Annotated in this window: 29 protein-coding genes and 1 tRNA gene; 19 read left to right on the plus strand and 11 right to left on the minus strand. The window is 66.4% G+C overall.

Annotation, left to right across the window (positions count from 1 at the left end; translation table 11 throughout):
• Positions 1–17: 17 nt before the first annotated feature.
• The 8 genes from C491_RS01250 to C491_RS01285 all read left to right on the plus strand — a co-directional run bounded on the left by C491_RS01250 (position 18) and on the right by C491_RS01285 (position 7,952).
• A complete protein-coding gene (locus C491_RS01250) occupies positions 18–368 on the plus strand; it encodes a hypothetical protein (RefSeq protein WP_005553149.1) in 351 nt (116 codons plus the stop codon).
• 81 nt (positions 369–449) lie between these two features.
• Complete coding sequence (locus C491_RS01255) at positions 450–827, plus strand: hypothetical protein (protein ID WP_005553150.1); 378 nt, start codon at positions 450–452, stop codon at positions 825–827.
• A 52-nt stretch (positions 828–879) separates the two neighbouring features.
• Positions 880–2,118, plus strand: a complete 1,239-nt coding sequence (locus C491_RS01260; RefSeq protein WP_005553152.1) for an MBL fold metallo-hydrolase — start codon at positions 880–882, stop codon at positions 2,116–2,118.
• Positions 2,119–2,199: 81 nt separating this feature from the next.
• Positions 2,200–2,748, plus strand: a complete 549-nt coding sequence (locus C491_RS01265; protein WP_005553154.1) for a flavodoxin domain-containing protein — start codon at positions 2,200–2,202, stop codon at positions 2,746–2,748.
• A 165-nt stretch (positions 2,749–2,913) separates the two neighbouring features.
• Positions 2,914–4,794: an asparagine synthase-related protein gene (locus tag C491_RS01270; protein ID WP_152421258.1), complete on the plus strand. Its 1,881-nt coding sequence runs from the start codon at positions 2,914–2,916 to the stop codon at positions 4,792–4,794.
• A gap of 35 nt (positions 4,795–4,829) precedes the next feature.
• The gene (locus tag C491_RS01275) at positions 4,830–5,240 is read left to right on the plus strand and encodes a hypothetical protein (RefSeq protein WP_005553158.1); all 411 of its coding nucleotides are present in this window, start codon (positions 4,830–4,832) and stop codon (positions 5,238–5,240) included.
• 49 nt (positions 5,241–5,289) lie between these two features.
• Positions 5,290–6,417 (plus strand): N-methyl-L-tryptophan oxidase, encoded by a 1,128-nt coding sequence (gene solA / locus C491_RS01280; RefSeq protein ID WP_005553159.1) that lies wholly within the window; start codon positions 5,290–5,292, stop codon positions 6,415–6,417.
• A gap of 98 nt (positions 6,418–6,515) precedes the next feature.
• A complete protein-coding gene (locus C491_RS01285) occupies positions 6,516–7,952 on the plus strand; it encodes an amidase (RefSeq protein WP_005553161.1) in 1,437 nt (478 codons plus the stop codon).
• A 14-nt stretch (positions 7,953–7,966) separates the two neighbouring features.
• Here the strand turns inward: C491_RS01285 and C491_RS01290 are convergent, their stop codons facing one another.
• The 5 genes from C491_RS01290 to C491_RS01315 form a co-directional block, all read right to left on the minus strand.
• On the minus strand, positions 7,967–8,887 hold the full coding sequence (locus tag C491_RS01290) for an LLM class oxidoreductase (RefSeq protein ID WP_005553162.1): 921 nt from the start codon (positions 8,885–8,887) through the stop codon (positions 7,967–7,969).
• 60 nt (positions 8,888–8,947) lie between these two features.
• Positions 8,948–9,508 (minus strand): metal-dependent hydrolase, encoded by a 561-nt coding sequence (locus C491_RS01295; protein ID WP_005553164.1) that lies wholly within the window; start codon positions 9,506–9,508, stop codon positions 8,948–8,950.
• Between the two features lie 232 nt (positions 9,509–9,740).
• Positions 9,741–10,409, minus strand: coding sequence for a phosphate signaling complex protein PhoU (gene phoU, locus C491_RS01300; protein WP_005553166.1), 669 nt, complete (start codon positions 10,407–10,409; stop codon positions 9,741–9,743).
• 352 nt (positions 10,410–10,761) lie between these two features.
• On the minus strand, positions 10,762–11,478 hold the full coding sequence (locus C491_RS01310; RefSeq protein WP_005553168.1) for a magnesium transporter: 717 nt from the start codon (positions 11,476–11,478) through the stop codon (positions 10,762–10,764).
• An 812-nt stretch (positions 11,479–12,290) separates the two neighbouring features.
• Entirely contained in the window at positions 12,291–14,246 is a 1,956-nt protein-coding gene (locus C491_RS01315; protein ID WP_005553170.1) for an aconitate hydratase, read from the minus strand.
• 224 nt (positions 14,247–14,470) lie between these two features.
• Between C491_RS01315 and C491_RS01320 the strand changes: the two genes are divergently transcribed.
• The 9 genes from C491_RS01320 (at position 14,471) to C491_RS01360 (ending at position 19,110) form a co-directional block, all read left to right on the plus strand.
• Complete coding sequence (locus C491_RS01320; protein ID WP_275040001.1) at positions 14,471–14,962, plus strand: deoxyuridine 5'-triphosphate nucleotidohydrolase; 492 nt, start codon at positions 14,471–14,473, stop codon at positions 14,960–14,962.
• Positions 14,963–15,014: 52 nt separating this feature from the next.
• On the plus strand, positions 15,015–15,482 hold the full coding sequence (locus tag C491_RS01325; protein WP_005553172.1) for a VOC family protein: 468 nt from the start codon (positions 15,015–15,017) through the stop codon (positions 15,480–15,482).
• Between the two features lie 54 nt (positions 15,483–15,536).
• Positions 15,537–15,860 carry a hypothetical protein gene (locus C491_RS01330; protein WP_005553173.1) on the plus strand — a complete coding sequence of 108 codons (324 nt, stop codon included), beginning with the start codon at positions 15,537–15,539 and terminating at the stop codon, positions 15,858–15,860.
• A gap of 98 nt (positions 15,861–15,958) precedes the next feature.
• The gene (locus C491_RS01335; RefSeq protein ID WP_005553174.1) at positions 15,959–16,513 is read left to right on the plus strand and encodes a hypothetical protein; all 555 of its coding nucleotides are present in this window, start codon (positions 15,959–15,961) and stop codon (positions 16,511–16,513) included.
• A gap of 47 nt (positions 16,514–16,560) precedes the next feature.
• A complete protein-coding gene (locus C491_RS01340; protein ID WP_005553175.1) occupies positions 16,561–17,028 on the plus strand; it encodes a hypothetical protein in 468 nt (155 codons plus the stop codon).
• Between the two features lie 79 nt (positions 17,029–17,107).
• Positions 17,108–17,539: a hypothetical protein gene (locus C491_RS01345; RefSeq protein WP_049891355.1), complete on the plus strand. Its 432-nt coding sequence runs from the start codon at positions 17,108–17,110 to the stop codon at positions 17,537–17,539.
• A 115-nt stretch (positions 17,540–17,654) separates the two neighbouring features.
• Positions 17,655–18,554: a phosphogluconate dehydrogenase (NAD(+)-dependent, decarboxylating) gene (gene gnd / locus C491_RS01350; protein WP_005553177.1), complete on the plus strand. Its 900-nt coding sequence runs from the start codon at positions 17,655–17,657 to the stop codon at positions 18,552–18,554.
• Between the two features lie 133 nt (positions 18,555–18,687).
• Entirely contained in the window at positions 18,688–18,984 is a 297-nt protein-coding gene (locus C491_RS01355) for a HalOD1 output domain-containing protein (protein ID WP_005553178.1), read from the plus strand.
• 53 nt (positions 18,985–19,037) lie between these two features.
• Positions 19,038–19,110 (plus strand) — tRNA-Arg (locus C491_RS01360).
• A gap of 135 nt (positions 19,111–19,245) precedes the next feature.
• Here the strand turns inward: C491_RS01360 and C491_RS01365 are convergent.
• Positions 19,246–20,322, minus strand: a complete 1,077-nt coding sequence (locus C491_RS01365; RefSeq protein WP_005553179.1) for a type I restriction endonuclease — start codon at positions 20,320–20,322, stop codon at positions 19,246–19,248.
• Positions 20,323–20,692: 370 nt separating this feature from the next.
• Between C491_RS01365 and C491_RS01370 the strand changes: the two genes are divergently transcribed.
• A complete protein-coding gene (locus C491_RS01370) occupies positions 20,693–22,366 on the plus strand; it encodes a glycoside hydrolase family 13 protein (protein WP_005553180.1) in 1,674 nt (557 codons plus the stop codon).
• Here C491_RS01370 and C491_RS01375 read toward each other — a convergent pair.
• The 3 genes from C491_RS01375 to C491_RS01385 all read right to left on the minus strand — a co-directional run bounded on the left by C491_RS01375 (position 22,351) and on the right by C491_RS01385 (position 25,259).
• Entirely contained in the window at positions 22,351–23,577 is a 1,227-nt protein-coding gene (locus C491_RS01375) for a DegT/DnrJ/EryC1/StrS family aminotransferase (RefSeq protein ID WP_005553182.1), read from the minus strand. The genes C491_RS01370 and C491_RS01375 overlap by 16 nt on opposite strands.
• A gap of 184 nt (positions 23,578–23,761) precedes the next feature.
• Entirely contained in the window at positions 23,762–24,997 is a 1,236-nt protein-coding gene (locus C491_RS01380; protein ID WP_005553184.1) for a hypothetical protein, read from the minus strand.
• Between the two features lie 79 nt (positions 24,998–25,076).
• Positions 25,077–25,259: a hypothetical protein gene (locus C491_RS01385; protein WP_005553186.1), complete on the minus strand. Its 183-nt coding sequence runs from the start codon at positions 25,257–25,259 to the stop codon at positions 25,077–25,079.
• Between the two features lie 85 nt (positions 25,260–25,344).
• Between C491_RS01385 and C491_RS01390 the strand changes: the two genes are divergently transcribed.
• Positions 25,345–25,722: a DCC1-like thiol-disulfide oxidoreductase family protein gene (locus C491_RS01390; protein ID WP_005553188.1), complete on the plus strand. Its 378-nt coding sequence runs from the start codon at positions 25,345–25,347 to the stop codon at positions 25,720–25,722.
• A gap of 49 nt (positions 25,723–25,771) precedes the next feature.
• On the opposite strand, the gene C491_RS22835 is transcribed toward C491_RS01390, so the two are convergent.
• On the minus strand, positions 25,772–25,930 hold the full coding sequence (locus tag C491_RS22835) for a hypothetical protein (RefSeq protein ID WP_160167132.1): 159 nt from the start codon (positions 25,928–25,930) through the stop codon (positions 25,772–25,774).
• Positions 25,927–26,199: a hypothetical protein gene (locus C491_RS01395; protein WP_005553190.1), complete on the minus strand. Its 273-nt coding sequence runs from the start codon at positions 26,197–26,199 to the stop codon at positions 25,927–25,929. Before C491_RS01395 ends, C491_RS22835 begins: the two co-directional genes overlap by 4 nt.
• Positions 26,200–26,223 lie beyond the last annotated feature (24 nt).

Here is a 26,223-nt window from a genome sequence, read left to right on the forward strand (position 1 = left end):
GTCCCGAACTGTCGGGTATGACCGATCGCAGACGACCGTTCTGGCCGGCCTATCTCCTCACGGCGCTGATCGCCGGCCTGGGCCACTGGTATCTCGGCCAGTGGAAGCGGGGGTCGATCTGGTTCACCCTCTACGTCCTCGCGCTCGGCTTTCTCAGCGCCCGATCGATCTCGGGTGCCCTCGAGCTCGGCGACCCGTTCGTCGTCACCGCCCTGCAGTTCGAGTCGGTCAGCTACGCCGACGTCGCGATCCCGCTTGCCGTCCTGATCGTCTGCCTGCTCGACGTCTATCTCATCGGCGTCCTCCAGCGGACGGCCCCCTCGAGCGATCCGCCGGCCGGTGAGGCCCGGTCGAACGGCTCCTCCTGAGCGCTCGCGCTTCGGGAAAGCTCGTTTCGTCGGCGAGGCTCGAGCGTAACCAGTATTACCCCGCCGGAACTCGTATCAGCCATGGAGACAGACGAGACGGGGCTGTTCGGCGGCGGAATCGCGATCGGCGTCCTCCTGATCCTGCTCGGTGTGGTCGCGTACGTGGGAACCGGGTTCGCGAGCGTCACGGCGCTCATCCCCGCGTTCTTCGGGATCGCCATCGTCGCGATCGGCTGGCTCGGCCGCGCGACGGGTCGGCGACGGCTCCCAATCTACGGCTACGGCCTGCTGGCGCTGCTCGGCATCGCGGGCAGCACGCGCGGGCTCGCGGACGCCTGGACGCTCGCGACGGGCGGCTCCGTCGACAGCCCGATTGGGGCTATCTCCCAGGCCGCCATGGTCGTGCTGTGTTTCGCCCTGCTCTTTCTCGTCGGCCGGGCGCTGGGCGACGACCGCTGACGGCGGCTGGCGAACCGACGGAGGCAAGCGACTCGAGCGGAAAAGACCGGGTATGGACGTTCGGTTTCTGGGCGGGGCTCGCGAGATCGGTCGCAGCGCGGTGCTGATCGACGACTCCTTGCTGCTGGATTTCGGCATGGACTCGGGGAACCCACCGTCGTTTCCGATCGACGACGCCGACCCCGACGCGGTCGTCGTCGGCCACGGCCACCTCGACCACGTCGGCTCGATCCCCTCCCTGCTGGCGGGCGACGCCCGCCCGCCGATCCACTGGACGCCGCCGACGTACGACCTCGCGACGGTGCTCGCGCGGGATACCCTCAAACTTCACGGGGGAACGTACAACTGCCCGTTCACCGAGACCGAGATCGCTCGCCTCGCACAGGTATCGGAGACTCACGGCTACGGCGAGTCCTTCGAGGCCGCGGGCTACGAGGTCATCTTCTTCGACGCAGGTCACGTCCCCGGGAGCGCCCACGTGCTGGTCTCCGACGGCGACACGCGGCTGCTCTACACCGGCGACTTCCACACTGAGGACCAGCAGTTGCTCTCCGGAACCGTGGCCCGTCCCGACGCTGACGCCGTGATCTGTGAGAGCACCTACTCGGACGTGAGCCGGCCGCCCCGAGAAGAGATCGAGCGATCGTTCGTCGACAGCCTCGAGACCACCCTCTGGGAGGGCGGCACCGTCGTCGTCCCCGCGTTCGCGATCGGTCGCACTCAGGAGGTGCTCTGCATCTGCGAGGCGTACGACCTCGAGTGCTACGTCGACGGGATGGGAAAGCGCGTCACCGAACTCTTTCTCCGCGAGCGAAACCGCGACTTTCTGCGCGATCCCGACCTGCTCCGGCGGGCGAAGGGCAACGCCCGGTTCGTCGACGGGCGGGATGGACAACGGGAACGGATCGCCGAGCAAAACACCGTGATCGTCACGACTAGCGGGATGCTCCACGGCGGCCCCGCGATGACGTACGTGCCGGCGATCCGCTCGCACCCGACGAACAAGATCGCCATGACGGGTCATCAGGTCGAGGGCACCCCCGGTCGCGAACTGTACGAGACCGGTAGTGCGGTGATCGACGGGCGCTCGATGCGAGTCAGTGCACAGGTCGAGCAGTACGATTTCTCCGCACACGCCGATCGAAAGGGCCTGCTCGAGTTCCTCGCACCCTACGCCGACGCTCGGATACTGATCAACCACGGCGACCGCTGTGAGGACTTTGCCGACGAGCTTCGGGTAGAGGGAATCGCCGCGGAAGCGCCGTCCCTCGGCGAGGAGCTGTCGCTCTGAGAGGCACCTGCGCCTTGATGCAACTGCGGGTGGGAGAACACGTATGGACGACCTCACCCCGACCGCTCGAGGTGACTGTCGATGACCCGGGTCCTGATCTGCTACGGCACGAGCGAGGGACAGACCGAGGCGATCGCCGAGCGGATGGGCGACGTCGTCGGTGGCGAGGGCCACGAGGTAACCCTCACACACCTGAAACACCCGCCCAACGGGCTCGACCCCGGCGCCTACGACGGCATCGTGGTCGGCGCGTCGATCCACGGCGGCTCCCACCAGCGCTACGTCGGCTCGTTCGTTCGGGACCACCTCGAGACCCTGAACCGGCGACCGTCGGCCTTCTTTTCGGTCAGTCTCACGGCAGCCCACGACGATCCCGGCGAGCGCGCTCCCGCCGCGGAGCTCCTCGAGGCGTTCCTCGACGAAACCGGGTGGAACCCCGACGGCACGCTGGCGGTCGCGGGCGCGCTCAAGTACAGCGAGTACGGCCGGCTCAAGCGCTTCGTCATGCGCTGGATCGCGGGCCGGGCCAGCGGCGACACCGACACTGCCCGGGACTACGAGTACACCGACTGGGACGACGTCGAGTCGTTCGCTCGGGAGTTCACGACCCTGCTTCGGGCCGACGCCTGAGACGGGTTCTCGTAACCGGTTACCGGCGTACTCCCCGTGTTCCTTCGGCCGTGTCGAGACTGACAACCAGCAGGCGTGTAACCGGCCCGCAGACGGAGTCGTAGCGGACGGCACCTGGATTGGTAGGCCGAAGTGTAATACCCCCTCTACACCAGACTTTTCGTAATGGTTGGGGTCTGCGGTGCGTTCGGGAGAGAGAGACCGGATATCGAGCCGATGGCCGAGTGGGTCGGCCGAGGTGACGTCGGCGAAGCAGGGAGACACGACGGCGCCGGGCTGACCTGCCTCGCGGCGACACACCGACAGACCCCACAGCCGGTTCGGGTTCCGGAGCGAGACGCGACGCTGCTGGTCTCCGGAACCGTCTACAGTCGTCTCGGTGACGGCTCGCGGCGGAGACGGCCTGCGGGCGTCTCGACGCCGGAGTTCTGTGCACGCGAGTACGCCGCCGACGGGCTCGAGGCGCTGACCGAACTCAACGGCGAGTTCGTCGCGGTCGTCCTCGAGCACGCGGACCGGCGGCTGCGGCTCGTGACGGATCTCCTCGGCAGTCGGCCACTGTACTACCACTCGAGCGGCGACCGGCTGCTGTTCTCGACGGCCGTTCAGTCGCTGGTCGACCACCCCGGCGTTCCGGCCGCGTTCGATCCGTCCGGACTGGTCGAGTACCTCGCTCACAAGCGGGTCCGAGGAACGCAGACACTCTACGAGGGAATCGCGCAGCTGCCGCCCGCCTCGATCACGACGGTCGAACTCGGGGACGAGGGCTCGATCGCACACGACCGCTACTGGTACCCGACCCCGCAGCCGACGTCGCTGTCCGCCGATCGGTTCGTCGATCGGTTCCTGGAGCGCTTTGCCGCCGCCGTCGACGACCGGGTTCGGTCCGAACGAACCCACGGCCTGTTGCTCTCGGGTGGCAGCGACTCCCGGCTCCTCGCGGCGACGGTCGATCCCGACCGGACGTACGGTTTCACTACCGGCTCGACGACGTCGGGTGACGAGTCGTCCATCGCGGCCCGCGTCGCCCGAAGCATCGACGTTCCGTTCACGCGACTCGAGCTCGACCCGGACCGAACCCCGGCGCTGCTCGAGGCGTACGGCCGACACGGCAACGGGATCGGCTGGTTCAACGAGGCGCGAACCCTCGCGGTCGCCGACGAGATCCGCGGGGACGTCGACACCCTCGTCTCCGGGCTGTACGCCGACGTCTTCTTCAAGGGGTGGACCCTCCCCGACCGCCGGCTCTCGACGCCGCTCGGCGACATCACGCTCCCGGTCGGACGGGCGGCCGAGAATCGGCGGCAGTTCCTGGAGACGCGGTCGAAGGCGACTCCGGCGTACGTCGACACCGACGCGGTCCCGTCCGCTCGTCGGGTGCTCGAGCGATCCCTGACCGACACCACCGAGGGCGTCCGCGACCACGGCGTCGACTACCCGTCGATGGCGGAGCTCGGACGAGTCGACTTCTGGTACCCCCTGACCAACGAGAGCTCCTTCGACCGGTACGCCGACGTTCAGGTGCTGCCGACGGTCTACCCGTTTCTCGATCGCCGGCTGATCGAACTCTCGCTCGAGCTACCCCGGTCCGACGCGATGCGACGGAACGTCGTCAACCGCGCGGTGTCGCGGCTCGCGCCCGACCTCGCGGCGATCTCCCACAACGAGAGTGGCGTCTCGCTCTCCCGGCCGCGGGCGCTCCACTGGCTCGGCCAGCTCTACCGCGAGCGCGTCGGCGACTCGAGCGACGGGACGAACGCGGCCGCGCTGCGAGAGGACTGGCTCCCGACGTTCGTCCGCGAGCACGAGGCGACGATCCGGGCGCTTCCCGGTATCGAGTACGAGGAGGTTTGTCGCCTCTGTCGGGAGCACCGCCGCGGGGCGAACCACACCGGGTCGATCAGCGGACTGGTGAGCGTGCTGGCGATGCCGGCGACGGGGACGATCGTCGACGCCGGATCCGGGACCGATGCGGTGCCGGACCGGAACTCGAGCCGTTCCGGTAACGCCCCGAGTACGGGAACCGGAACCGGCTTCCGGACCTGAAACGCCTTTTACGTCGGTCGCCGTCCCAACGACGGATGGCACACGATACCGACACCGATCTCGAGGCCCTCGAGCTGAGCGAAACGGAGGAGGCGGCTCTACACGAGCTCCAGCTCGGCATCGAGTACGTCCATCGGGCCTACGGGAACCTGCTCCAGTTTCACCACGAACTCGGCCACGCCATGGACCGAATCGGCGACGCCGAAGACCAGCTTCGGGAGGCCGGCCACGAGGAGTTGGCCGACCGCCTGCGCGACGATCATCTTCCGGCGGGCGCGATTAGCGACCGGTGGACCTACGAACTGGTCGAGGAGTTCTCGGACGGCTTCCTCGAGGACGCCGACGCCTTCGAGGACGAGGTTCGAGAGGAACTGGCGGACGGGATCGGTCACGTCACCGAACGCCGCCAGCAGCGCCGGATCCGCGAGCGCGCTCGGCGGGAGTGACGACCGACGACTGCTAACTGTTTTCGAACCCCGCTCCGTAGACGAACCCATGACCGATCGGTACGACGCTATCGTCCTCGGGGTGGGCGGAATCGGGAGCGCCGCGACCGCCCACCTGGCGACGCGAGGCGCCGACGTCCTCGGCCTCGAGCGCTACGACGTCCCCCACGACTACGGCTCCTCGCACGGCCGGTCCAGGATGTTCAGACTCGCCTATGCCGAGGACCCGGCCTACGTCCCGCTCGCGAAGCGGGCCGCCGAGCTGTGGGACGACCTCGAGGACGCGACCGACCGGCGACTGTTCTACCGCACGGGATCGGTCGACGCCGGGCCCGCCGACGGCGAACTGGTCGCGGGCTCGAGACGCTCCTGTGCGGAACACGGCCTCGAGTACGAGGAACTGTCGAGCAGCGAGCTGACCGAGCGCTACCCCGGCTACCGACTTCCGGAAGGGTACGAGGCGATCTACCAGCCCGACGGGGGGTTCCTCGAGCCAGAGGCCTGCACCGTCGGCCACGTCGAGCGCGCCCACCGGGCGGGGGCGACGATCCGGGCCCGAGAGCGCGTCGTCGACTGGCGCCCGACGAGCGACGGCGTCCGCGTCGAGACCGACCACGACAGCTACGAGGCCGATCGGCTCGTCGTCACCGCCGGCGCGTGGGCGGGACGTTTCGTCGACGCCCTCGAGTCGGTGCTGGTCCCCGAGCGACAGGCGCTCGCGTGGTTCCAGCCGACCGAACCCGACCACTTCGAGCGCGAGCGGTTCCCGGTCTGGAACCTCGAGGTCCCGGAGGGCCGGTACTACGGGTTTCCCGTCCACGACGTCCCGGGGCTCAAGCTCGGCCGGTACAACCACCGCGAGGAGGTCGTCGATCCCGACGCCTTCGAGCGCGAGCCGACCCAGACCGACGAGTGGCTCCTCAGGGAGTTCGCCGAACGGTACTTCCCCGACGGCGCCGGACCGACGATGGGGCTCCAGACCTGCCTCTTTACCAACACCCCCGACGACGACTTCGTCCTGGATACGCTCCCCGAGAGCCCGCAGGTCGCCGTCGGCGCCGGCTTCTCCGGCCACGGGTTCAAGTTCGCCAGCGTCATCGGGGAGCTCCTCGCCGATCTGGCGCTCGAGGGCGAGACCGACCACCCGATCGAGCCGTTCGCGATCGACCGGTTCTGAGGGCGTCGCCGAGACCCCTTCGTCTCGAACCGGCGCGATCCGCCCGCGGTTGAAGCCGCCGGACCCAGGCTTATCCCTCCGTTCGTGTGACGGTCACTATGGGCGGAGATAGCACGCAGTTTTCCGCGGCCGGGATCACGAGACGAATCAGGGACGGCGAGCTGTCCCCCGTCGAGGTCGTCGAGGACCACCTCGAGGGCATCCGCGAGCGAAACGAGCGGACGAACGCGTTCGTCACCGTCGCCGAGGAGTCGGCCCGCGAGGCGGCCGTCGAGGCCGAGCGCGCGATCGAGGACGGCGAGCCGCTGCCCCCGCTCCACGGCGTTCCCGTCGCCGTCAAGGATATCGACGACGTCGCGGGGGTCGAGACCACCCACGGCTCGCGGCTGCTCGAGGATCGCGTCGCCGACGCCGACGCGGCGTACGTCGCCCGCCTGAAGGCTGCGGGTGCGATCGTCGTCGGCAAAACCAACGCGCCCGAATTCGGCGTCGGCACGACGACGGACAACCGCGTCGCCGGCCCGACGAGCACACCCTTCGACCTCGATCGCACCGCCGGCGGCTCCTCGGGCGGGGCGGGGGCGGCGCTGGCCGACCGCCTCGTCCCGCTCGCGCCGGGCTCCGATACTGGCGGTTCGATCCGCATCCCCGCGAGCGCCTGCGGCGTCTACGGACACAAACCCACGTACGGACTGGTGCCGAACGTGGATCGGCCCAACGCCTTCGCCAGTCACACGCCGTTCTACCACGTCGGCCCGATGACCCGCACCGTCGACGACGCCGCGCTCGCGCTAACGGCGATGGCAGGCCCTCACCGCGACGACCCCCACTCGGTGCCCGCGACCGACGACTACCTCGCCGCTGTCGACCGACCGATCGACGACCTGCGGATCGCCTACAGTCCCGATCTGGGGATCTACCCGCTCGAGCCCGCGGTCCGGGAAACGATCGACGACGCCGTCGGAGCCCTCGAGCGGGCCGGTGCGACCGTCGACGCGGTCGATCCGAGGCTGGCCCACGACCGCGAGGAGATCCTCGAGGCGTTCTACACGATGGCGACCGTCCGCTGGCAGGCGACCCTCGACGACCTCGAGGACCGGGGCTTCGATCCGCGCGACGAGGACCGCGACCGACTGCACCACGCGTTCGTCGAGACCGTTCTGGACGCGGAACCGCCGACCGTTCGGGAGCTCACCCGCGCTGACGTCGTTCGCTCGCGGGTTTTCGACGACCTGCAGGACTGCTTCGAGGAGTACGACCTGATCGCGTCGGCGACGCTGGCCACGACCCCGTTCCCTCACGGCGAACCGCCCGAAACGATCGACGGCGTCGACGTCGGCCCGCGACGGGGCTGGGTGCTCACGCAGCCGTACAACCTCACCGGCCATCCCGCCGCCTCGGTCCCCGCGGGGTTCGTCGACGGGCTCCCCGTCGGCCTCCAGCTCGCCGGGGAACGCTTCGGCGACGCCGACGTCCTCGCGGCCAGCGCCGCCCTCGAGCGACGGCGACCGTGGATCGATCGGTACCCGACGTAGCGTCCGTCACAGGCCTACAGCCCGTCGATGATCTCGTCGGCGAAGCGCTCGAGCCCGCGCTCGCGGTCCTCGTTCTGGAGACCGATGATGGCGTGATCGAGGCCGTAGGACTCGAGCCGGCGGAAGTAGTCGCGGTACCACTCGACGCCGGCTCGATACCCGAGGTGCAGCGGCTCGGGATCGGCGGTCGGATCCTCGGCGAGTTCGACTCGGACCGCGATCGCGAACGGTTTGTCCGCAGTCGCCTCGCGCCACTGTGCGATGTAGCTCTCCAGGGTCGACTCGGGGAGGTGATAAAAGAGCCAGCCGTCGCCGTGCTCGGCGATCCACTCGTCGGCCTGCCGGGAGTTCCCGGTCGGCAGCAGCGGGATCGTCCCTTCCGTCGGCTTCGGAACGACGTCGAGCTCGCCCTCGAGCCGACCCCACCGCCCCTCGAGGGTGGGGTAGTCCTCCCGCCAGACCGTCCGCAGGGCCTCGCATCCCTCGCGAAACAGTTCGCCTCGCGCCTCGCGGTCGACCCCGAAGGCGGGGTACTCCGGGTCCCGGTCGCCCGAGGCGACGCCCATCACGAGCCGCCCGTTCGAGAGCCGATCGACCGTCGCGGCCGACTTCGCGACGTGTAACGGATGACGAAGCGGGAGGACGACGCTCGAGGTTCCCAGCGCGACCTCGTCGGTGTGGGCGGCGACGTGGGAGAGCCACGGCCAGGTGTCGAAGGTCTGGCCCGCGTCGCCGAACTTCGGCCAGTAGGTGGGAACGTCCCGCGCCCAGAGGCCGTCGAACCCCAGCTCCTCGGCGAGAGTCGCGAGTTCGATCTCCGCCTCGGGGTCGGGCCTCGAGCGGTTCGCCCCGGTCAGGGGAAACCCCGCACCGAAGGTCAGTCCCTCGCCGTCGAACAGCCGTCGGTAGCCCGCGTTCGCGTGATTGGAGGACATTCGCTCGAGCTATCGGCTGCGTTCACAAGACGCTGTTCGTTCTCGACCCGATGATCGAACTCAGCGACGGGAACTGGGATCGACGTACCCCAGTCCCGGGCAGCCGTCGACGTACCAGAGCGCGATCGCCGCCCCGAACAGCACCCACTCGAACAGGAAGAAGATCGCGGGGTTCGTGAACGGGCCGACGACTAGCTCGACGACCGCGGGCGGTTCGAACAGCCGCTCGCCGTACCGGAACGTCGGCTGCTCGAGCAGCGGCCAGACCAGGAACTCCGTCTCGAACGGATACCCGAGAAACGCCCGCGGCGGGATGTCGGCCAGGAGATGGGAGAGGTGTGCGACGACGAACGCGGTGGCTGTCTCGACGCGGCCGAGCGCGAACCCGACGGCGTAGACGACGACGATCAACGCCGCCGCGAAGAACAGCGAGTGGGCGAGCGAGCGGCCGCTTGGCAGGATGCCGACCCACCAAGCCAGCGGCTTGTCGATCAGGTCGGCGAACTGCGAGCCGACCAGGACCGCGAGGGCGGGTTCGGCTCGCGGCGGCCGTCCGAACCGGCCGCGGGCGTACAGCGAGTACAGGAGGTAGGCCACGCCGAGGTGTCCCCAGGGCCACATGGATCGGCCGTAGCCGTCGGAGCGTGTAGTTACGGCGTCCGTAACCCAGAGATGCGACGGCGTGCCGACGGGTAGACGCCACGTAAGCCGGGACGCGCGACTCTCGGTCGCTCCGTCGGCGCCAGCAGGGATACTCGTAGATAAGGGGCCAGACGCCCTGGCGTGTCGAAGCCAGAAGGGACATCGCTGAATCCGGTCTCGAGTAGTTGTTCAGAACACCGATACGGTGGTGTTACTCGAGGTAACTGTCGTCCCCAGTGGCCATATAGATCGTCCGAGCGGCGATGTTCGCCGCGTGGTCGGCGACTTGCTCGATGTCAGTGACGGTGAGCAGGAGACGGAGGAGCTCCTCGTAGTACTCATCCGGATCGACGGTCTCGGCGTCGAGGGTAACCGTTTCGCCGAATATTTGCCGATTTGCGTGTTTCGCGAGCTGATCGATCTGGTCGTCGCGAGCGATGATTTCCCGACACGCCTCCGCGTCGGCTGCCTCGAAGGCGTCGCTCGCGTCGGCGACCATCGTTGCGCTTTCCTGGGCCATCGATGGAATATCGACGTCGGTGTCCATCGTCGGGAGCCCGGCTTCGGTTCGTTCGGCGATCTTGACCGCGATGTCGCCGATCCGCTCGAGATCGGTGCTGATCTTGAACGACGCGGCGACGAAGCGGAGGTCGCCGGCAACCGGCTGTTGAAGTCCCAACAGGTCGATGCAGTTGCGCTCGATTTCGAGATAGTGTTCGTTGATTCGTTCTTCGCTCTCGACGACCTGTCGGGCTAGCTCCGTATCGTGATCAGCGAGGGCTGTTACAGAGCGGTCGAACTGCGTGTAGACGAGGTCGCTCATCTCGATTACCGCCTCACGGAGCGCCTCGAGTTCATCCTGGTAGTGTTTTCGGGCCATGATTTCGTGTTCAGTTTATGTTCGTATTGCGGGAGTGTGCGCTCGAGGCCGGATCAGCCAGGTCCGGTACACCCAGAATCCAGCTGTTCCAGCGAGGACACTCGGTTCATCGCCGACCCCCTCACACAGATCACCCGTCAGAATAGCGCTCGTCACGACGTCCTCGACATCGTGCGACGTTCAGCAGGCCGTCACGCTTGGCGACCCCACCGAGTTCGTCGACGTCGACGACGGACAGCTAATACAGCATCGTCCGTTCCGTTCGACGGTCGATCGCCTCGTCAGCGGTGATCGGGAGGTCAGCGATCCGAAACTCGTCGGAGACGAGTTTTGAAACCGTGTCGGCTACCGATTACAGTGCTCCCGGGAGCAGCCAGATTGCCAGGCCGAAGTAGATCAGCACGGCAGTGAGGTCTTTGAACGTCGTCACGACGGGGTCGGAGACCGCAGCGGGATCGAATCCCAGCTTGTGTGCGGCCCACGGGATGAGGTACCCGAACACGCTGGCGACCGTACAGACGGTCAACAGAGCGGTGAACAGCACCATCGACAGCGCTGCGTTATCCTGCCAGACCAGCGCGATGGCTGCGGCGATGCCACCGATAATGAGGCCGATGACGACGCCAAAAACGCCCTCTCGAGCGAGGTGTTTCATTGCGTTCTTGTCATCGATGTGGCCAGTTGCGAGCCCGCGGACGAAGATCGTGGACGCCTGGGTACCGACGTTCCCACCCATGTCCATGATCACCGGGACGAAAACGGCCAGCAGCGCGATCTCGGCTGCCTCGAGTGACCCTTCAGCGCCACCGATAACCCCGCCAGCGAGGAGGCCACCAGCAAGTGCAACCAGCAACCACGGGAGGCGGAGCCAGATCTTCTTTGGCAGTGACGAGGAGAGGATGAGTTCGCTGCGCGTCAGCTCCGCGTCCTTGATACTCTCACCACGAATGGCGATTCCGCCGCCAGTGGTCTTGGTTCCGTTGTTCGTGACTCCGCCGTCAGTAAGCGGCTCCGCGGCTGGTTCTTCCGTCTGCTCCTCGGACTCGTCTGTCGGTGTCTTAGCAGTCATAGTGCTCCTCCTGGGCTGGCGAGAAGATACCGGCGAACGCGCTGTCGAGCAAGCTGCGAACCTGTTCTTCGAGGGTCGGACCGCTGTAGTTCACCGCACTACTCAGCTGCGAATGGTGAGTGGATTCCCACATACAGTTGGGAATGTGGCGTTGGGTGTATTAAATTCACCGATATATAATATGAAATAATTGCGTGAAGGGGGCCCTACAGGCCGGACGCGAGGTCCGCCGGGAGCGAACAACGATCAGCGCTGCCGGTTAGTCCAGGGAGTCAGACGAGCACCGGGCTGGAGCCACGGCTCGTCGTCGTACCTGCCATCCAGTCCAGCACGTCCGGGACACCAGTCGCTGGCGGAGCCGGACACGTCGTTCGAGAGTGGTTGGTCACTGTAGAACGACGTGTCCGGAGGCGTGGCTATCGGATGCGGCGGCGTACTCGACCCATACGGGGGCGGCCTGCTCAGCGTACCGGGTGTTCCCCATATCGGTTCCTCTGTTCGGATCCACAGAAGACGCCGGCGAAGGCGCTGTCGAGCAGGCTGAGCACGAGTTCCGAAAGGGGCTGGCCACGGATATTCCCGACCGCACTGGGACTTCGACTCGTATCGAAAACGCTGTGTTGACTACGCATACGTGACGACAAACGCATCTCCCTGCTTATTATCGTTCTCCTTCGGCTAGTACATTGTGATAAAATGCCGTGCGATGAGAGACCTCAGCAGCAACTCGAACCTAGAGCGTTCGATCAAGATTATAACTCCTCGAGGAGCTACGGAGCCAGAAAACAAAAGATCGGCGTCCCGCGTTGGGATCAGTCGTCGGCGGGTGCGGCGCCGCTGTCCTCGGCCTGGTCGCGGGTCCAGGAGAGCTTGCCGCCGGCCGCGAGGATCGAGCGCTCGCGTTCGGAGGCGTCGAGCGTCGCGGTGAACTCCTCGCCGTTGACGCGGACGGTGAACTCCTCCTGCCCGCTCGTGACGGCCTCGTAGACGTCGTCGACGATCTCGATATCGTCGCCCTGGTCGATCGAGTCGTAGGTGTCCTCGTCGATCGTCAGCGGGACGATACCGAAGTTGAAGAGGTTCGCGCGGTGGATCCGGGCGAAGCTCTGTGCGAGGACGCCCTCGATGCCCAGGTACATCGGGCAAAGCGCGGCGTGCTCGCGCGAGGAACCCTGACCGTAGTTCTCGCCGGCGACGAGGAAGCCGCCGTCGGCCTCGAGCGCGCGGTCGGCGAACGTGTCGTCGACACGCGAGAGGGTGAACTCGGAGAGCTTGGGGACGTTCGACCGGTACATCAGGATGTCCTGCGTTGCAGGAATGATGTGGTCGGTCGTGATGTTGTCCTCCATCTTGAGCAGGGCCTCACCGGAGATGTCGGTGCCGAGCTCGTCGCGGATCGGCACGTCGCCGATGTTCGGACCCTTGATGAGCTCGTCGTCGACGGCCTCGTCGGGGGCGATGAGGTCCGTCTTCGAGCCGTCGTACTCGTCGGGAAGCTCGACGCCGGGGGCCTCGACGTCGTCGAGGTTCCGCGGATCGGTGATCTCGCCCTCGAGGGCCGCGGCGGCGGCGACCTCCGGCGAGCACAGATAGACGTTGTCGTCCTCGATACCCGAGCGGCCCTCGAAGTTGCGGTTGAAGGTCCGCAGCGAGACCGAGTCGGAGGCGGGAACGTGACCGATCCCGATACAGGCACCACAGGTCGCCTCGGAGAAGTTGACGCCGGCGGCCATCATCTCCGCGACCCAGCCCTCGCGGGCGAGCATCTCGGAGGCCTGCTTGGAGCCGGGGGCGACGATCGTCTCGGTCTCGAGGGAGGTCTGGCGATCCTCGAGCATCTTCGCGACGGGGAGGATGTCCTCGTAGCCACCGTTCGTACAGGAGCCGACGATGACCTGCTCGACGGACTCGCCCTCGACCTCGCTGACGGGAACGACGTTGTCGGGCATCGACGGCGTGGCGATCAGCGGTTCGAGGTCCGAGAGATCGACGACGATTTCGTCGTCGTAGTCGGCGTCGTCGTCGGGCTGGAGCTCGACGTACTCGTCGCCGCGGCCGACGCGCTCGAGGTAGTCCTCGGTCTGCTCGTCGGTCGGGAAGATCGACGTCGTCGCGCCGAGTTCCGTTCCCATGTTGGTGATCGTCATCCGCTCCGGTGCCGTCAGGCTCTCGACGCCGGGACCGGTGTACTCGAGGATCTTGCCGACGCCGCCCTTGACGCTCAGGCGTCGCAGCAACTCGAGGATGACGTCCTTCGCGGTGGCCCACTCGGGGAGCTCGCCCTCGAGTCGGACGCTGACGATCTCGGGCATCTCGATGTAGTAGGGCGCACCGCCCATCGCGACGGTGACGTCGATCCCGCCGGCGCCGATGGCGAGCTCGCCGAGGCCGCCGGGGGTCGGCGTGTGCGAGTCCGAGCCGAGCAGCGTCTTGCCGGGCGCGGCGAAGTTCTCGCGGTGGACGTTGTGACAGATACCGTTACCGGGGCGAGAGAAGTGAGCCCCGTAGGTGCCGGCTGCAGAACGCAGGAAGCGGTGGTCGTCCGTGTTCTTGAAGTCGAACTGGTAGGTCTGGTGGTCGCAGTACTGCGCGGCGATCTCGGTCTGGACCTCGTCCAGTCCCATCGCCTCGAACTGGAGCCAGACCATCGTTCCGGTCGTGTCCTGGGTAAGTACCTGGTCGATCTCGATCCCGATCTCCTCGCCGGTCTCGAGTTCGCCCTCGACGAGGTGGTCGTCGAGAATCTTTTCGGTGAGAGTCTGTCCCATAGCATCCGAATTTCGGCTTTCCGCCTTGATAAATCCAGCGTGTTTCTATCGGGAACGTCCGTGTTATTTCCGGGCATTCGACGGGGTTTCGCGTAAGTATTGCCACGCCGCTGACCGTTCGTACACTCGCGCGCAGCCGACCGACGGCGACCTCCTCGAGCGTGTCCCGTAACGCCCTGCCACGGCCGATCCGAACGGATACCCTTTTTTCAACTCCGGAGCGTATCGACGCTATGTTCCGCTCCGGCGCCTTCGTCGCGGAGTACGTCTCCCCGACGAGCGACGACCAGATCCAGCCCAACGGCGTCGACCTCACCCTCGACGTCGTCTTCGAACAGCTCGAGCCCGGTCGGATCGGCCGGGACGGCAAGCAGATCGGCGACCGGGTGGCCCGCCCGCTCGAGGAGCTCGAGCAGAAGGCGCCGGACACCTACTACCTGCCCGAGGGTGCCTACGTCGCCCGCTATGGCGAGCGCATCGAGATCCCGGAGGGTCACGTTGGGTTCGTCTACCCCCGCTCGTCGCTGATGCGCAACTCCTGTATGCTGAACACCGCGGTGTGGGACGCCGGTTACGAGGGCCGGGGCGAGGGGCTGTTGCAGGTCCACCACGACGTCGAGATCGCCCGCGGCGCCCGCATCGCCCAGCTGGTGTTCGCCGAGGCCAACCACGAGGGCGCCTACGACGGCAGCTATCAGGGCGAGAACCTCGAGTAGTCGCCGGGCTGCCGGCAGGGGATTGACGGCCGTCCGCGACGACCGTTCGCACATGACTGACGCCGAAACGGAACGACCGTCGCTCGTCGGCATCAACCACGTCGCCCTCGAGGTCGGCGACATCGACGACGCACTCGAGTTCTACGAGGATCTGTTCGCGTTCGAACTCCGGAGCCGGTCCGACTCGAAGGCCTTTCTGGATATGGGCGATCAGTTCATCGCGCTCGCCGAAAGCGACGATACCGACCGGGACGGTCAGCGCCACTTCGGGCTCGTCGTCGACGACGCCGACGCCGCCGAACGGCGGCTCGAGGACTGCGTCGTCGAGCGCCTCGACGTCCCCGGCCTCGAGTTTCACGATCCGTGGGGGAACCGCGTCCAGCTCGTCGACTACTCGGAGATCCAGTTCACAAAAGCCGACCACGTCCTCGAGGGGATGGGCCTCGACGAACTCGAGAAGACCGACGGGGCAATCGCGGAGCTCGAGGAGAAGGGACTCGCACCGGAGCGGTCGGACTGAAAACAGGTTTCGCGGCCGACAGAACGAAGGCGACCGGCGACGAACTCGAACGCGATGTCCGGGACGGAGCCGTGCGAACAGTGCGGATCGCAGCATACTCGAGCGGCGGCTCGCTGTCCCGACTGCGGACACGAGCGGTCGAGCCGATGGCGGTATGTCGGCTGGCTCGTCCTCGGAATCGCCGTCCCCGTCCTCGCCCTCGCGACGGCCCTGCTCGGCTATCTCGCCCTGCTCTCGATCCAGCAAGGGACGATCGGGGCGGCCGGCCCCGCGATCGCCCTCTGGATCGGGATCTGGGTTGGCGCCGCGCTCACCGTCGTGATCGTCTACGATCGGAGCACGGAGAGCCGAACCCCGACGGGGTCGCCGGACCGCTGAGATGATGGCGACCNGGGTTGGCGCCGCGCTCACCGTCGTGATCGTCTACGATCGGAGCACGGAGAGCCGAACCCCGACGGGGTCGCCGGACCGCTGAGATGATGGCGACCACCCACGTCTTCGCCGGGCTCGCCCTCGCCGCCCCGGTCGCCGCCGCCGTTCCGACGCTCTCGAGTCCCCTCGCCGTCGGTGCGATCGTCGGCGGGCTCGCACCCGATCTCGATCTCGTCCTCGAGCACCGCCGAAGCCTGCACTTCCCGGTCGCCGGATTGCCCGTTGCCGCGCTCGCCGTCGGCGCTGCGGTGGCGGTTCCCTCGAGTCCCGTCGTCGCGGTCGCCGCTGCAGTCGTCGCCGCCTGGCTCCACGCCGCGAGCGACGTCCTCGGCGACGGACCGGAAATGAACCCCTGGACCGACGTCGGCGACCGCGCGGTCTACGACCACGTCCGGGGTCGGTGGCTCCGGGCGCGACGGTGGGTCCGCTACGACGGCGCGCCGGAGGACGGCGCGCTCGCACTCGCACTCGCGGTGCCGGCGCTGCTCGTCTTCGACGGCTGGGTCGGTTCGGTCGTCGCGGGCGGCCTCGCCGTCTCGCTCGGCTACGTCCTGGTTCGGCGACGGCTGGTCGCATGGCTCCCCGACTGGCTCGAGTAGCCGGGAGAAGTCGGAACGCTGATACCGTCGGTCGCGAAGCTTCCGATATGGTCGACACGTTTCTCGCCCAGACGACCCACCTCGTCTTCGCCGCGCTCTGGGCCGGCAGCGTCTTCTACGTCGCGTTCGTCGTCCTCCCGCTGGCCCGAGACGGCGCGTTCAACTCGACGAAACCCCTCGAAACGATCTCGAGCAGACTGACGTCGATCTCGCGCGTGAGCGCGCTCGTCCTGCTGCTCAGCGGCGGTCATCTCGCGGGAACCCGCTACACGGCCGAGGGACTGTTCAACACGATCAACGGGCAGTTGGTGCTCGCGATGGTCGCCCTCTGGCTCGTCCTCGCGGGGCTCGTCGAGGTGGGCGCAAAACGGTTCGAGTCGGGACTCAACGGGAAGAAGCTCCGCGAACCCGCGGCGAACGCCCTGCCGCTGTACCGGGCGGGAGCGGTCGTCGCCGTCCTCCTCCTGGTCGTCGCCGGGGCGATCACGACCAACGTCGCCGCGGCCGTGTCGTAGACATGTAATTCCTTCCTAGATATATTTGTAAAGAAGATTGTTACGAAAGATACTTAGTTAGCTACTGAGAGGTATGTGTATGATGTTCAGGGGCAAAGGGATGGCCCTGTCGCTGCTCGCGGTGGGGACCGCCGCGGCCGCCGGGTACGTCCTTCAGAACGACCGTTCGCCGACCGAAACGGGACGCTCGAAAGCGAACCTCGGCGCCAGGGTCGTCGACGAGGTTCCCGCAGGTGCAACCGTTATCGACGCATCGGCCCGCCGACTCGCGGAGATTCCGGGCGCCCGACGGGCGCTCGAGCGCGCGGTGCGCAACGACGCCCGGGAAGAGTGGGAACACGTCACCCTCGAGCGCGACGGTGCCTGGTCGGTCGTCGACACGATCCGGGACTCGCTGCCGTACTACGAGGCCGATCGGGGCGAGTACAACGGCGTCTACGTCGAACACCACGGTCGAATCGTCGTGCTCGACGCGATCGGCTGGGCTCGCCTCGAGCAACCGATCCACTGACGCCGGCGGTCGGCTTCGCTGCAGCCGCGGCGACTTCTGCCTCGCGTTTCGTTCTCGAGCGTCGCCTCCGCCACGAATCACAACCACTACCTCGCGGCCCCGCCCATCCGAACGCATGCAACTGGGCGTTATCGGACTCGGACGCATGGGACAGATCGTCGTCGATCGGGTGCTCGAGGCGGGCCACGACGTCGTCGCCTTCGACCTCGATCCGGCAGCCGTCGCCACCGCGGCCGACGCTGGCGCGGAGCCGGCCGACTCGGTATCGGACCTGGCGGACCGACTCGGCGAGGAGAAACGGATCTGGCTGATGGTCCCCGCGGGCGAGGCTGTCGACGCGACCCTCGACGATCTCGATCCCCACCTCGGCGGCGACGACGTCGTCGTCGACGGCGGCAACTCCTACTTCGAGGACTCGGTGCGCCGGGCCGAGGCCTGCTCGGCGGCGTATCTCGACTGCGGCACCTCCGGGGGGCCGGCGGGCGCCGAACTCGGCTTCTCGCTAATGGTCGGCGGCCCGCAGTGGGCCTACGACGAACTCGTCCCGGTCTTCGACGCCGTCGCGACCGGTCCAGACGGTCACGGCCGAATGGGGCCCGCGGGGTCGGGACACTACGTCAAGATGGTTCACAACGGCGTCGAATACGCCCTGATGCAGACCTACGGCGAGGGGTTCGAGCTGCTCCACGAGGGCCGGTACGACCTCGACCTCGAGTCGGTCGCCTCGGTCTGGAACAACGGCGCCGTGATCCGCTCGTGGCTGCTCGAGCTCTGCGAGGAGGCGTTCCGCGAGGAAGGGACCGACCTGGGCACCGTCGCCGACCGCATCGAGGGCGGCTCGACGGGCACCTGGACCGTCCAGGAGGCTCTCGAGCAGGAGGTGCCGCTACCGCTGATCTACACCGCCCTCTCCGAGCGGTTCGGTTCGCGAGCCGACGAGGGACGGTTCTCGAGGCGGCTGGCGAGTCGGCTTCGGTACGGCTTCGGCCGCCACGACGTTCCTCGCCGAACGTGAGGCCGTTTCGGAGAGCTGCGCGATCGATCCGTCGAGAGAACACTCATTTTCACCGTCATCTCAGTGCTGGAATATTCAGTCATTTTCTTTACTCCCGGTCCGCTCACCGTTAGTAGTGACCTCTCACCGACCGATGACGAGTGTGGCTGCAACCGAGGATCGACGGACGAGTACGGCGGTTGTCGAGCTAGTCGCTCGCGTCGACGAGGTCGATCCGATCGCGCTCGAGCCCCTCTACGACGCGATCGACCCCGATACGCTGGATTCGATCTCCAACCCGAGCTCCGGGTTCCGATCCCTGTCGTTCCGGTACGCCGGCTGGCTGGTTACCGTCGACTCCCGCGAGGGCGGGCTCGAGATCGCCCTGTCGGAGCCGGCGTCGCCCGACGGCGCGGTTACCGACGTCCCCGACGCCGAATCGTCGCTGTAAGCAGTAAAAAAGAGCAACCGTTATACGATCGGTATCGCTATCTGTAGACACGAGGGCGCGTAGCTCAGTGGACAGAGTTCTTGGTTCCGGACCAAGATGTCGCGGGTTCAAATCCCGTCGCGCCCGTCGTTCTGCCGCGAGCAATTCGCGAGCGGCAGCGACGGGAAACGGGATTTGAAGTAGAGAACGGCGAGCGAAGCGAGCCGTTCGCGTAGTTCACAATCCCGTCGCGCCCCGTGCTCTACAGGTGGAGAGAGGTGTTCACCACTCTCCAGCGAAAGATGCGTCAAGCCCACACATCTCAGCGAAACGTTGTAGGTACCTCTTCTTATTCTTCCCACTCATGTGAGTATCCAGGTAGTGTCCACCACTCAATTCGCGATGATTTCTCATCGCTTGCTCGTCGTGTGGTGAAGAAGGTTCGTCGTTGATAATTGCCTTTTTTCTGCCTGGAATGTACGGTAACGGTTCTATCTCCGAACTCAGATCGTAGTTCTCGAGCAGATAATTCACAACCCCTGCCATCACGTCGCTCTGCACAGTATCACTAAACGTAGTGAGAGTCTCTCCGCCGTTGTGGATTTTGACAATATAACCTTGTTCATCTGAACCGTCTGTTTCAACTGATGACGTATCGACTTCTTCACTTTGTGACCGAGTTCGGTCTGTATTGATCTCGGCGTCAATCTCCTGAACAAGGTCGTCGATCATTTCCTTCGCTCTCGGCTCTGCCAACGTAGAGATCGTGTCCGAAACATCCTCCGTCAGTATTTCAGTAATAGCAGTTGAGAGATCATCCTTGTTCTTCTCAAGGCTTGTTCGAGCAGCTTTCAGTTCCTCAATACGGTTAGCTATTTTTTCCGAATCGCCTGCTTGAATCGCGTCTTTGGTGAACGCTCGCAGGATAGTAATCTGCTCGGGCAATCGCTTGAGATCGGCCTCTGCGAGGACCTGCACCTTTACGTTCGTATCGACGACCTCGCGACGGAGGAACTGATATTGCTTGCCATTCGAAAGAATTCCCCAATTCACGTTCTCGTTCTTCATGTAGGTGCCGAGTTGCTCACGATGATTACTGCTCAGAGCCGTATCAACTCCTTTCGCTTCGAAAAATGCGACCGGAGCCCCCTCGAGGAGGAGCGCATAATCAACCTTGTAGGACCGTGTGCCAACTTTAACAGAGTATTCCAGCTTAGTATTAGCAGGTATCTCCCACCCAAGGAGATCCAAAAAATCACGCAGAACAGCAGCCTTCGTATTAGCTTCGTCCATCTGGGGTGCATCGTCGATAATCGTCTGACTGTGTCGGGCGTATTCCGCCACCTCCGTTTCGTCCATTACTGTGTGACAGATGGTCAGGGAACCTTTATTAAAATGACTTGTTCGGAAGCCACTCCATCTGGCTGATTTCCCATGAGGCTTCTCGAGGTCGCGATCCCGACATCGACTGCTTTCGACTAAAACTCCGAGCCCCGACCCGTCGAACTCCGGGCGAAGCTTCAGAACCGTCGGTCCGATGGTTCCGACGTATGACTGACGACGAGAAAACCGAGGAGATCCCCGAGGACGGATCGCGACAGAACGAAACTGACCCCGATGCCGACTCCGACGAGGACGACGCGTAGCCCGACCGAGACGGCGTCCGTTTTCGCCACTCCCTCGAGCCAGGAGCCACAGCTACTATACCCACCGGTGGGTAGCCGTCCCCATGTCCGAACGCGAGTGGTGGAAGGAGGCGATCGTCTACCAGATCTACCCACGCAGCTTCAACGACAGCGACGGCGACGGCGTCGGCGACATCCCCGGGATCGTCGAGAAGGTCGACTACCTCGAGGCGCTCGGCGTCGACGTCGTCTGGCTCAACCCCGTCTACGAGTCGCCGATGGCGGACAACGGCTACGATATCGCGGACTACCGGGCGATCCACCCCCGCTTCGGGACGATGGCCGACTGGGAGCACCTGCTCGAGGAGCTTCACGACCGGGACATGCGCCTGATCATGGACCTGGTCGTCAACCACACCTCCGAGGAACACGAGTGGTTCGTCCGCTCGCGGGCCGGCGAGCCGGCGTACCGGGACCACTACGTCTGGCGGGAAGGCGAGCCCGACGGCCCGGTGCCGAACAACTGGGAGTCGTTCTTCCGGGGGTCGGCCTGGCGCTACGACGACGAGCGCGAGGCGTACTTCCTGCACCTCTACGACGAGAGCCAGCCGGATCTGAACTGGGAGGACCCCGACGTTCGTGCGGACGTCTTCGAGATGATGCGCTGGTGGCTCGAGAAGGGGATCGACGGCTTCCGGATGGACGTCATCAACCTCATCTCCAAACCCGACGGGCTGCCGGACGGCGACCAGGAGATCGACGGCCTCCCCGTCGGGGCCGAACACTACGTCAACGGGCCGAACCTCGAGTCGTACCTGGAGGAGATGTACGAGGAGGCCCTGGCCGACTACGACGCGATGACCGTCGGCGAGACGGTCGGGATGGCGGCCGAGGAGGCCTCGGCGTACATCGGCGACGATCGGGCGCTCAACATGGCGATCCACTTCGAGCACATGAACGTCGACCGCGGCGACGGCGGGAAGTACGATCCCGTCGACCTCGATCTGCTCGAGCTCAAGGAGATCATCAGCCGCTGGCAGGAGGCGCTGGCCGACGAGGGGTGGAACTGCCTGTACTTCAGCAATCACGACCAGCCCCGAACGGTCTCCCGGTTCGGCGACGACGGCGAGTACCGCGAGGAGTCCGCCAAGATGCTCACGACCGTACTCTGTACCCTCCGAGGGACGCCGTTTCTCTACCAGGGCCAGGAGATCGGGATGACGAACACGAGCTTCGAGGATCCCGCCGACGTCGAGGACGTCTGGGCGGAGAACTTCCTCGAGGAGGCCCTCGAGGGCGACCGGTACGACTCCTTCGAGGACGTCCGTCCGGTGCTCGAGGAGTGCTCCCGGGACAACGCCCGGACCCCGATGCAGTGGACCGACGACGACAACGCCGGCTTCACCGACGGCGAGCCCTGGATCGGCATCACCGACAACTACGACGAGATCAACGTCGAGGCCGCCCGCGCGGACCCCGACTCGATCTGGCACTACTACCGGGAGCTGTTCGCTCTCCGCGAGGAGTACGAGACGCTCGTCTACGGCGAGTACGAACTCCTGTGTGCCGACCATCCCGAGGTGTTCACCTACGAGCGCAGCCTCGAGGACGAACGGCTGCTCGTCGTCTGTAACTTCTTTGGCGAGCGAGCGGAGATCGAACTCGGCCTCGAGGACGAGGTCGCGAACCGGCTGCTCGGCAACTACGACGAAGAGCCGTCGTTCAGCGGGACGATCGAGCTGCGACCGTACGAGGCCGCCGTCTACCGACTCTCGTAACCCTGTTTTGCGGCCGTCGTCGGCTCCGACCGCGCCCGACGGATCGCCCGGACCGCGCGCTCGCCGACGTGTTTCGCGTCCTCGAGCGAGAGGTCCCGGTGGATCGGCAGGCAAACGTGTCGTCCCATCGCTGCGGTCCCCTCGGACGCGACGCCGTCGGTGTCGTAGCGGTCGGTGACGAACGGCTGGCGGTGCAGGGGCGGATCGTACGCCCAGTCGATCGTGATCCCCTCGGCCTCGAGGCGGTCCCGAACGCGAGTCCGGTCGCAGCCGGCCTCGAGCGCGACGGGGTAGCGCCAGTAGCTCGAGCGGACGCTCGGCGGCGGCGAGATCGGCTCGGCGATCCCCTGCTCGGCGAGTTCCGACAGTCGATCGTCGTAGATCCGGGCGATCTCGTTGCGGTAGGCGACGAACGCCTCGACGTGCTCGAGCTGGCTGCGCCCGAGGACGGCCGCGAACTCCGAGAGGCGGTAGTTGCTCCCGAGTTCCGTGAACCGCGGGTCGTCGGCGTCGGGATCGAGCCCCCGGTTGCGGATCGCCGCCACCCGTCGCGCGAGCTCGTCGTCGTCGGTCAGCACCATGCCGCCCTCACCGGTCGTCAGCACCTTCGTCGCGTAGAACGAGAAACATGCCGCGTGGCCGATGCTGCCCGCGGGCCGGCCGTCGATCGTCGCGCCGTGGGCGTGCGAGCAGTCCTCGATCAGGACGGCGTCGTGGGCCTCGCAGAGGTCCCGGAGCTCGGCCGTCCGTTCGCAGACGTTGCCTGCGAAGTGGACGGCCACCACGGCCGCGGTGTCGTCGCCGATCAGCTCGGCGACCGACTCGAGCGAGATGTTGTGATCGTCGGGCTCGATATCGGCAAACCGGGGCTCGTAGCCCGCGGTCAGCACCGACGAGGCGTTCGCGGCGAACGTCTGGATCGGGACGATCACCTCCTCGCCGCGACCCTCGAGCGCGCGAAAGACCGTCTCGAGGCCCGACGTACACGAGTTGGTCACAATCCCGTACTCGCGGCCGACGTAGTCGGCGAACTCCCGTTCGAACGCTCGGCAGTGGTCGCCCATCGTCAGCCGCGCGTCGCCGTCGAGCATCCGTTCGAACTCGGCCAGCACCCGTTCCTTGCCCGGAAACGAACCCCCCGTCGCGATCGGGTACTCGTCGGTCACGGTCGACCACCCAGTTGATTCGTCCTCACGTTCGGTTCCCACCATCCGTCCGTCCACCCGTCGAAGCGCATAATCGCCGGTGACACTCTTGGCGACATAAGTATGGGCCGGAGAACCGCCCCTAGACGGCGCTTTCTCGATCTTCTCGAGGCCGGTTTCCCGAGCAGCGATGGTGTGGCACCGATCGACGAACCCGGTCGTCTCGGTACGAGCACCCTACCGGTCCGTCTCAGACCGACTCGCGAAGCGCCCAGACGTCGCTGGTCGGCTCGAGCCGGTGTGGCTCGCGGCCGCGCTCGGTGAGGATCCCGACGTGGTACAGCATCGTCTTCAGCTGGAACACCGTCGGCGCGTGGTAGGTCGCGCCGTCCTCGAGGGCCTCCCGGCGGAGCTCGCCGTCGGTCGTCAGCGCGCGGCGCCGAACCCTCCGGTCGCCCCGGACGAACAGTTCGACGGCGAACGTCGGGTGGAGCTCGTGGAGGTAGGTGACGAACTCGACGAGCGACGGCTCGCGGCTGCCGTCCCGGTGGAGCCCCTGGAGTTCGGTCACGAGCAGCTCGGTCGCGGGGTAGTCGAAGACGACCCGGCGCGCGAGCTGTCCCCAGGCCGGCGCCAGGTCGACGAACCGCTTCCGGGAGCGGTACCACGCCTCGAACTCCGAGAGCGCGCCCTTGCACGACCCGTAGTTGTGCTTCGCGAACCGGACGACCTCCTCGCCGAGCGAGGTGAGTTCCGCTCCGCCCGGCGCCGCCTCGAGCAGTCCCAGAAACACGGCGCCTCGCCGGGCGTCGTCGACAGCGCCGACGACGTCGTACGTCGTCAGCAGCGTCTCGGTGTCGCCGTCGGCGTAGTGGGCCAGCGGATACCCCAGGTAGTTCTTGGGGTGGTTCAGGCCGAACGACTGGTTCGCGACGCCCTGCGCGCTCGCCTGGAACCGGATCGCCGTCGCCTCGGTCGTCGTCCTGTTCCCGACCACGCGCGGCACCTCAAGGGGCGCCACCCCGCCGTCGGACTCGACGCCGAGGACGCCGACGTTCAGCTCCCGTGCCAGCGTTCGATCGGTCTCGGAAACGGCCGATGCGGGCGCCGCGAGGTAAGCCGCGTTGGCCTCCCCGAGGCGGTCGTAGGCCTGGACGATCCCGCGCTGGGTGTCGACACCGTCGCTCGCGTACCCCTTCGCCTCCACGGCGACCAGCGGCGGCTCGTCGCCGAGGCGGTCGACGGCCACGAACTCCGGCTCGAGCCGGCCGACGCCGACGAGATCCGGGTAGCCGCCGCCGATCCGGACGTGGTTGAACGGCGCCAGCCGGTCCCTGACATCCGGGTCGACGGCCCGTCCGGGAAGCCACTCCTCGCGGGAGAACTGCGTGTCTGCGACCGCGTAGGCGGGCCCACCATCGTCAGGAAAGAGTCCCCTCTTGGCGTCGGCCAGCACCTCGGGCTCGGTCAGTGACCGGACGCTCATGGTTCGGCATCGGCCGTCGGCGCCAAGAACGTTCCGGCGCGGTGACTGTCGGCTCGAGCGACACGGAAATCTGTCACAGCTACCGTCCGGGCTCGAGTTCGAGCTCGCTCGCGATTCCGACACCCAGCGCGCCCGTCCCCAGGATCGTGAGCGCGAGTCCCAGTACCCAGCCCACAGCTCCCGCCTCGAGGAGCGCGAGCAGCCAGAGCCCGGCGATAAGGGCGAGCCCGCCGGCGACGATCAGTCCGACGAATCGCTCCATACCGACCGGTTGGTTGCCCGAGCCAAGTATCCCGGCCCCGTCGGGCGAGAAGCTAAGTGAGCCGACCCCGAATATTTTCGATAGGATGACCGAACCGACGCTCGTCTTCGACGACGACTGCGGCTTCTGTACGTGGTGGGCCGAGTTCTTCGACGACCGAGCCGACGTCCGCATCGTCGGCTTCACCGACCTCACCCCGGAGCTCCGCGAGCGACTGCCCGAGAACTACGAGGACTGTTCGCACTTCGTGACCGACGACGAGGTCTACTCCTGTGGCGCCTCCCTCGAGGAGGGGATGGCTCGAGTCGACGACGCCGGCGTGGTGCGGGAGGCCGTCGGATTCCTCCGGAACTTCGAGGACTACGAGCGCCTCCGCGAGCAGGGGTACCGACGAGTAGCGCACAACCGCGACTTCTGGGGGCAGTACCTCTCGAAAACCCCACCGGTCCGGCGGGAAGAGTAAGCGGCGGCGTACCTGATCGGCCGGCCAATGCTTCGCACCCGACCGCGAGCTACGACGAGACCTCGTTCTCCGCTGGGCCCTCGCTCGAGCGCTCGGCTCGCCAGTGAAGCGTCCGCGTTCGACCCAGCGACCGGAGGACGGCGGCGACCGCCACGAGATACGCGCCGCTACCGATCAGCAAGACGCTGAGACTCGGAAGCTCGATCATCGGCGAGCGGCGTCGGTCGGCACCGCGGCGAGGTTCGGTCGGCGGTCGACGACGTCGTCTACCTCGTGGTCGTCCGTGCCGTCCGCGACGACGTAGTCGACGTCGCGTCCGAGGTGGTAGTACGTCGTGGTCTCGTCGAACTCCATCCGCCGACTCGGCTCGGATCGCACACACCGGATCCACGAACCGTTGTCCCGGTCCAGTACCGTCAGTTCGTCGACCGTGATCTCCCGCCCGTCCGTCAGTCCGACGGTGATCTCCTCGCTCATGTTACTAACGACGGAAGTCACAAG

Origin of the sequence: Natronococcus amylolyticus DSM 10524 (assembly GCF_000337675.1) — an archaeon.
GTDB lineage: Archaea > Halobacteriota > Halobacteria > Halobacteriales > Natrialbaceae > Natronococcus > Natronococcus amylolyticus.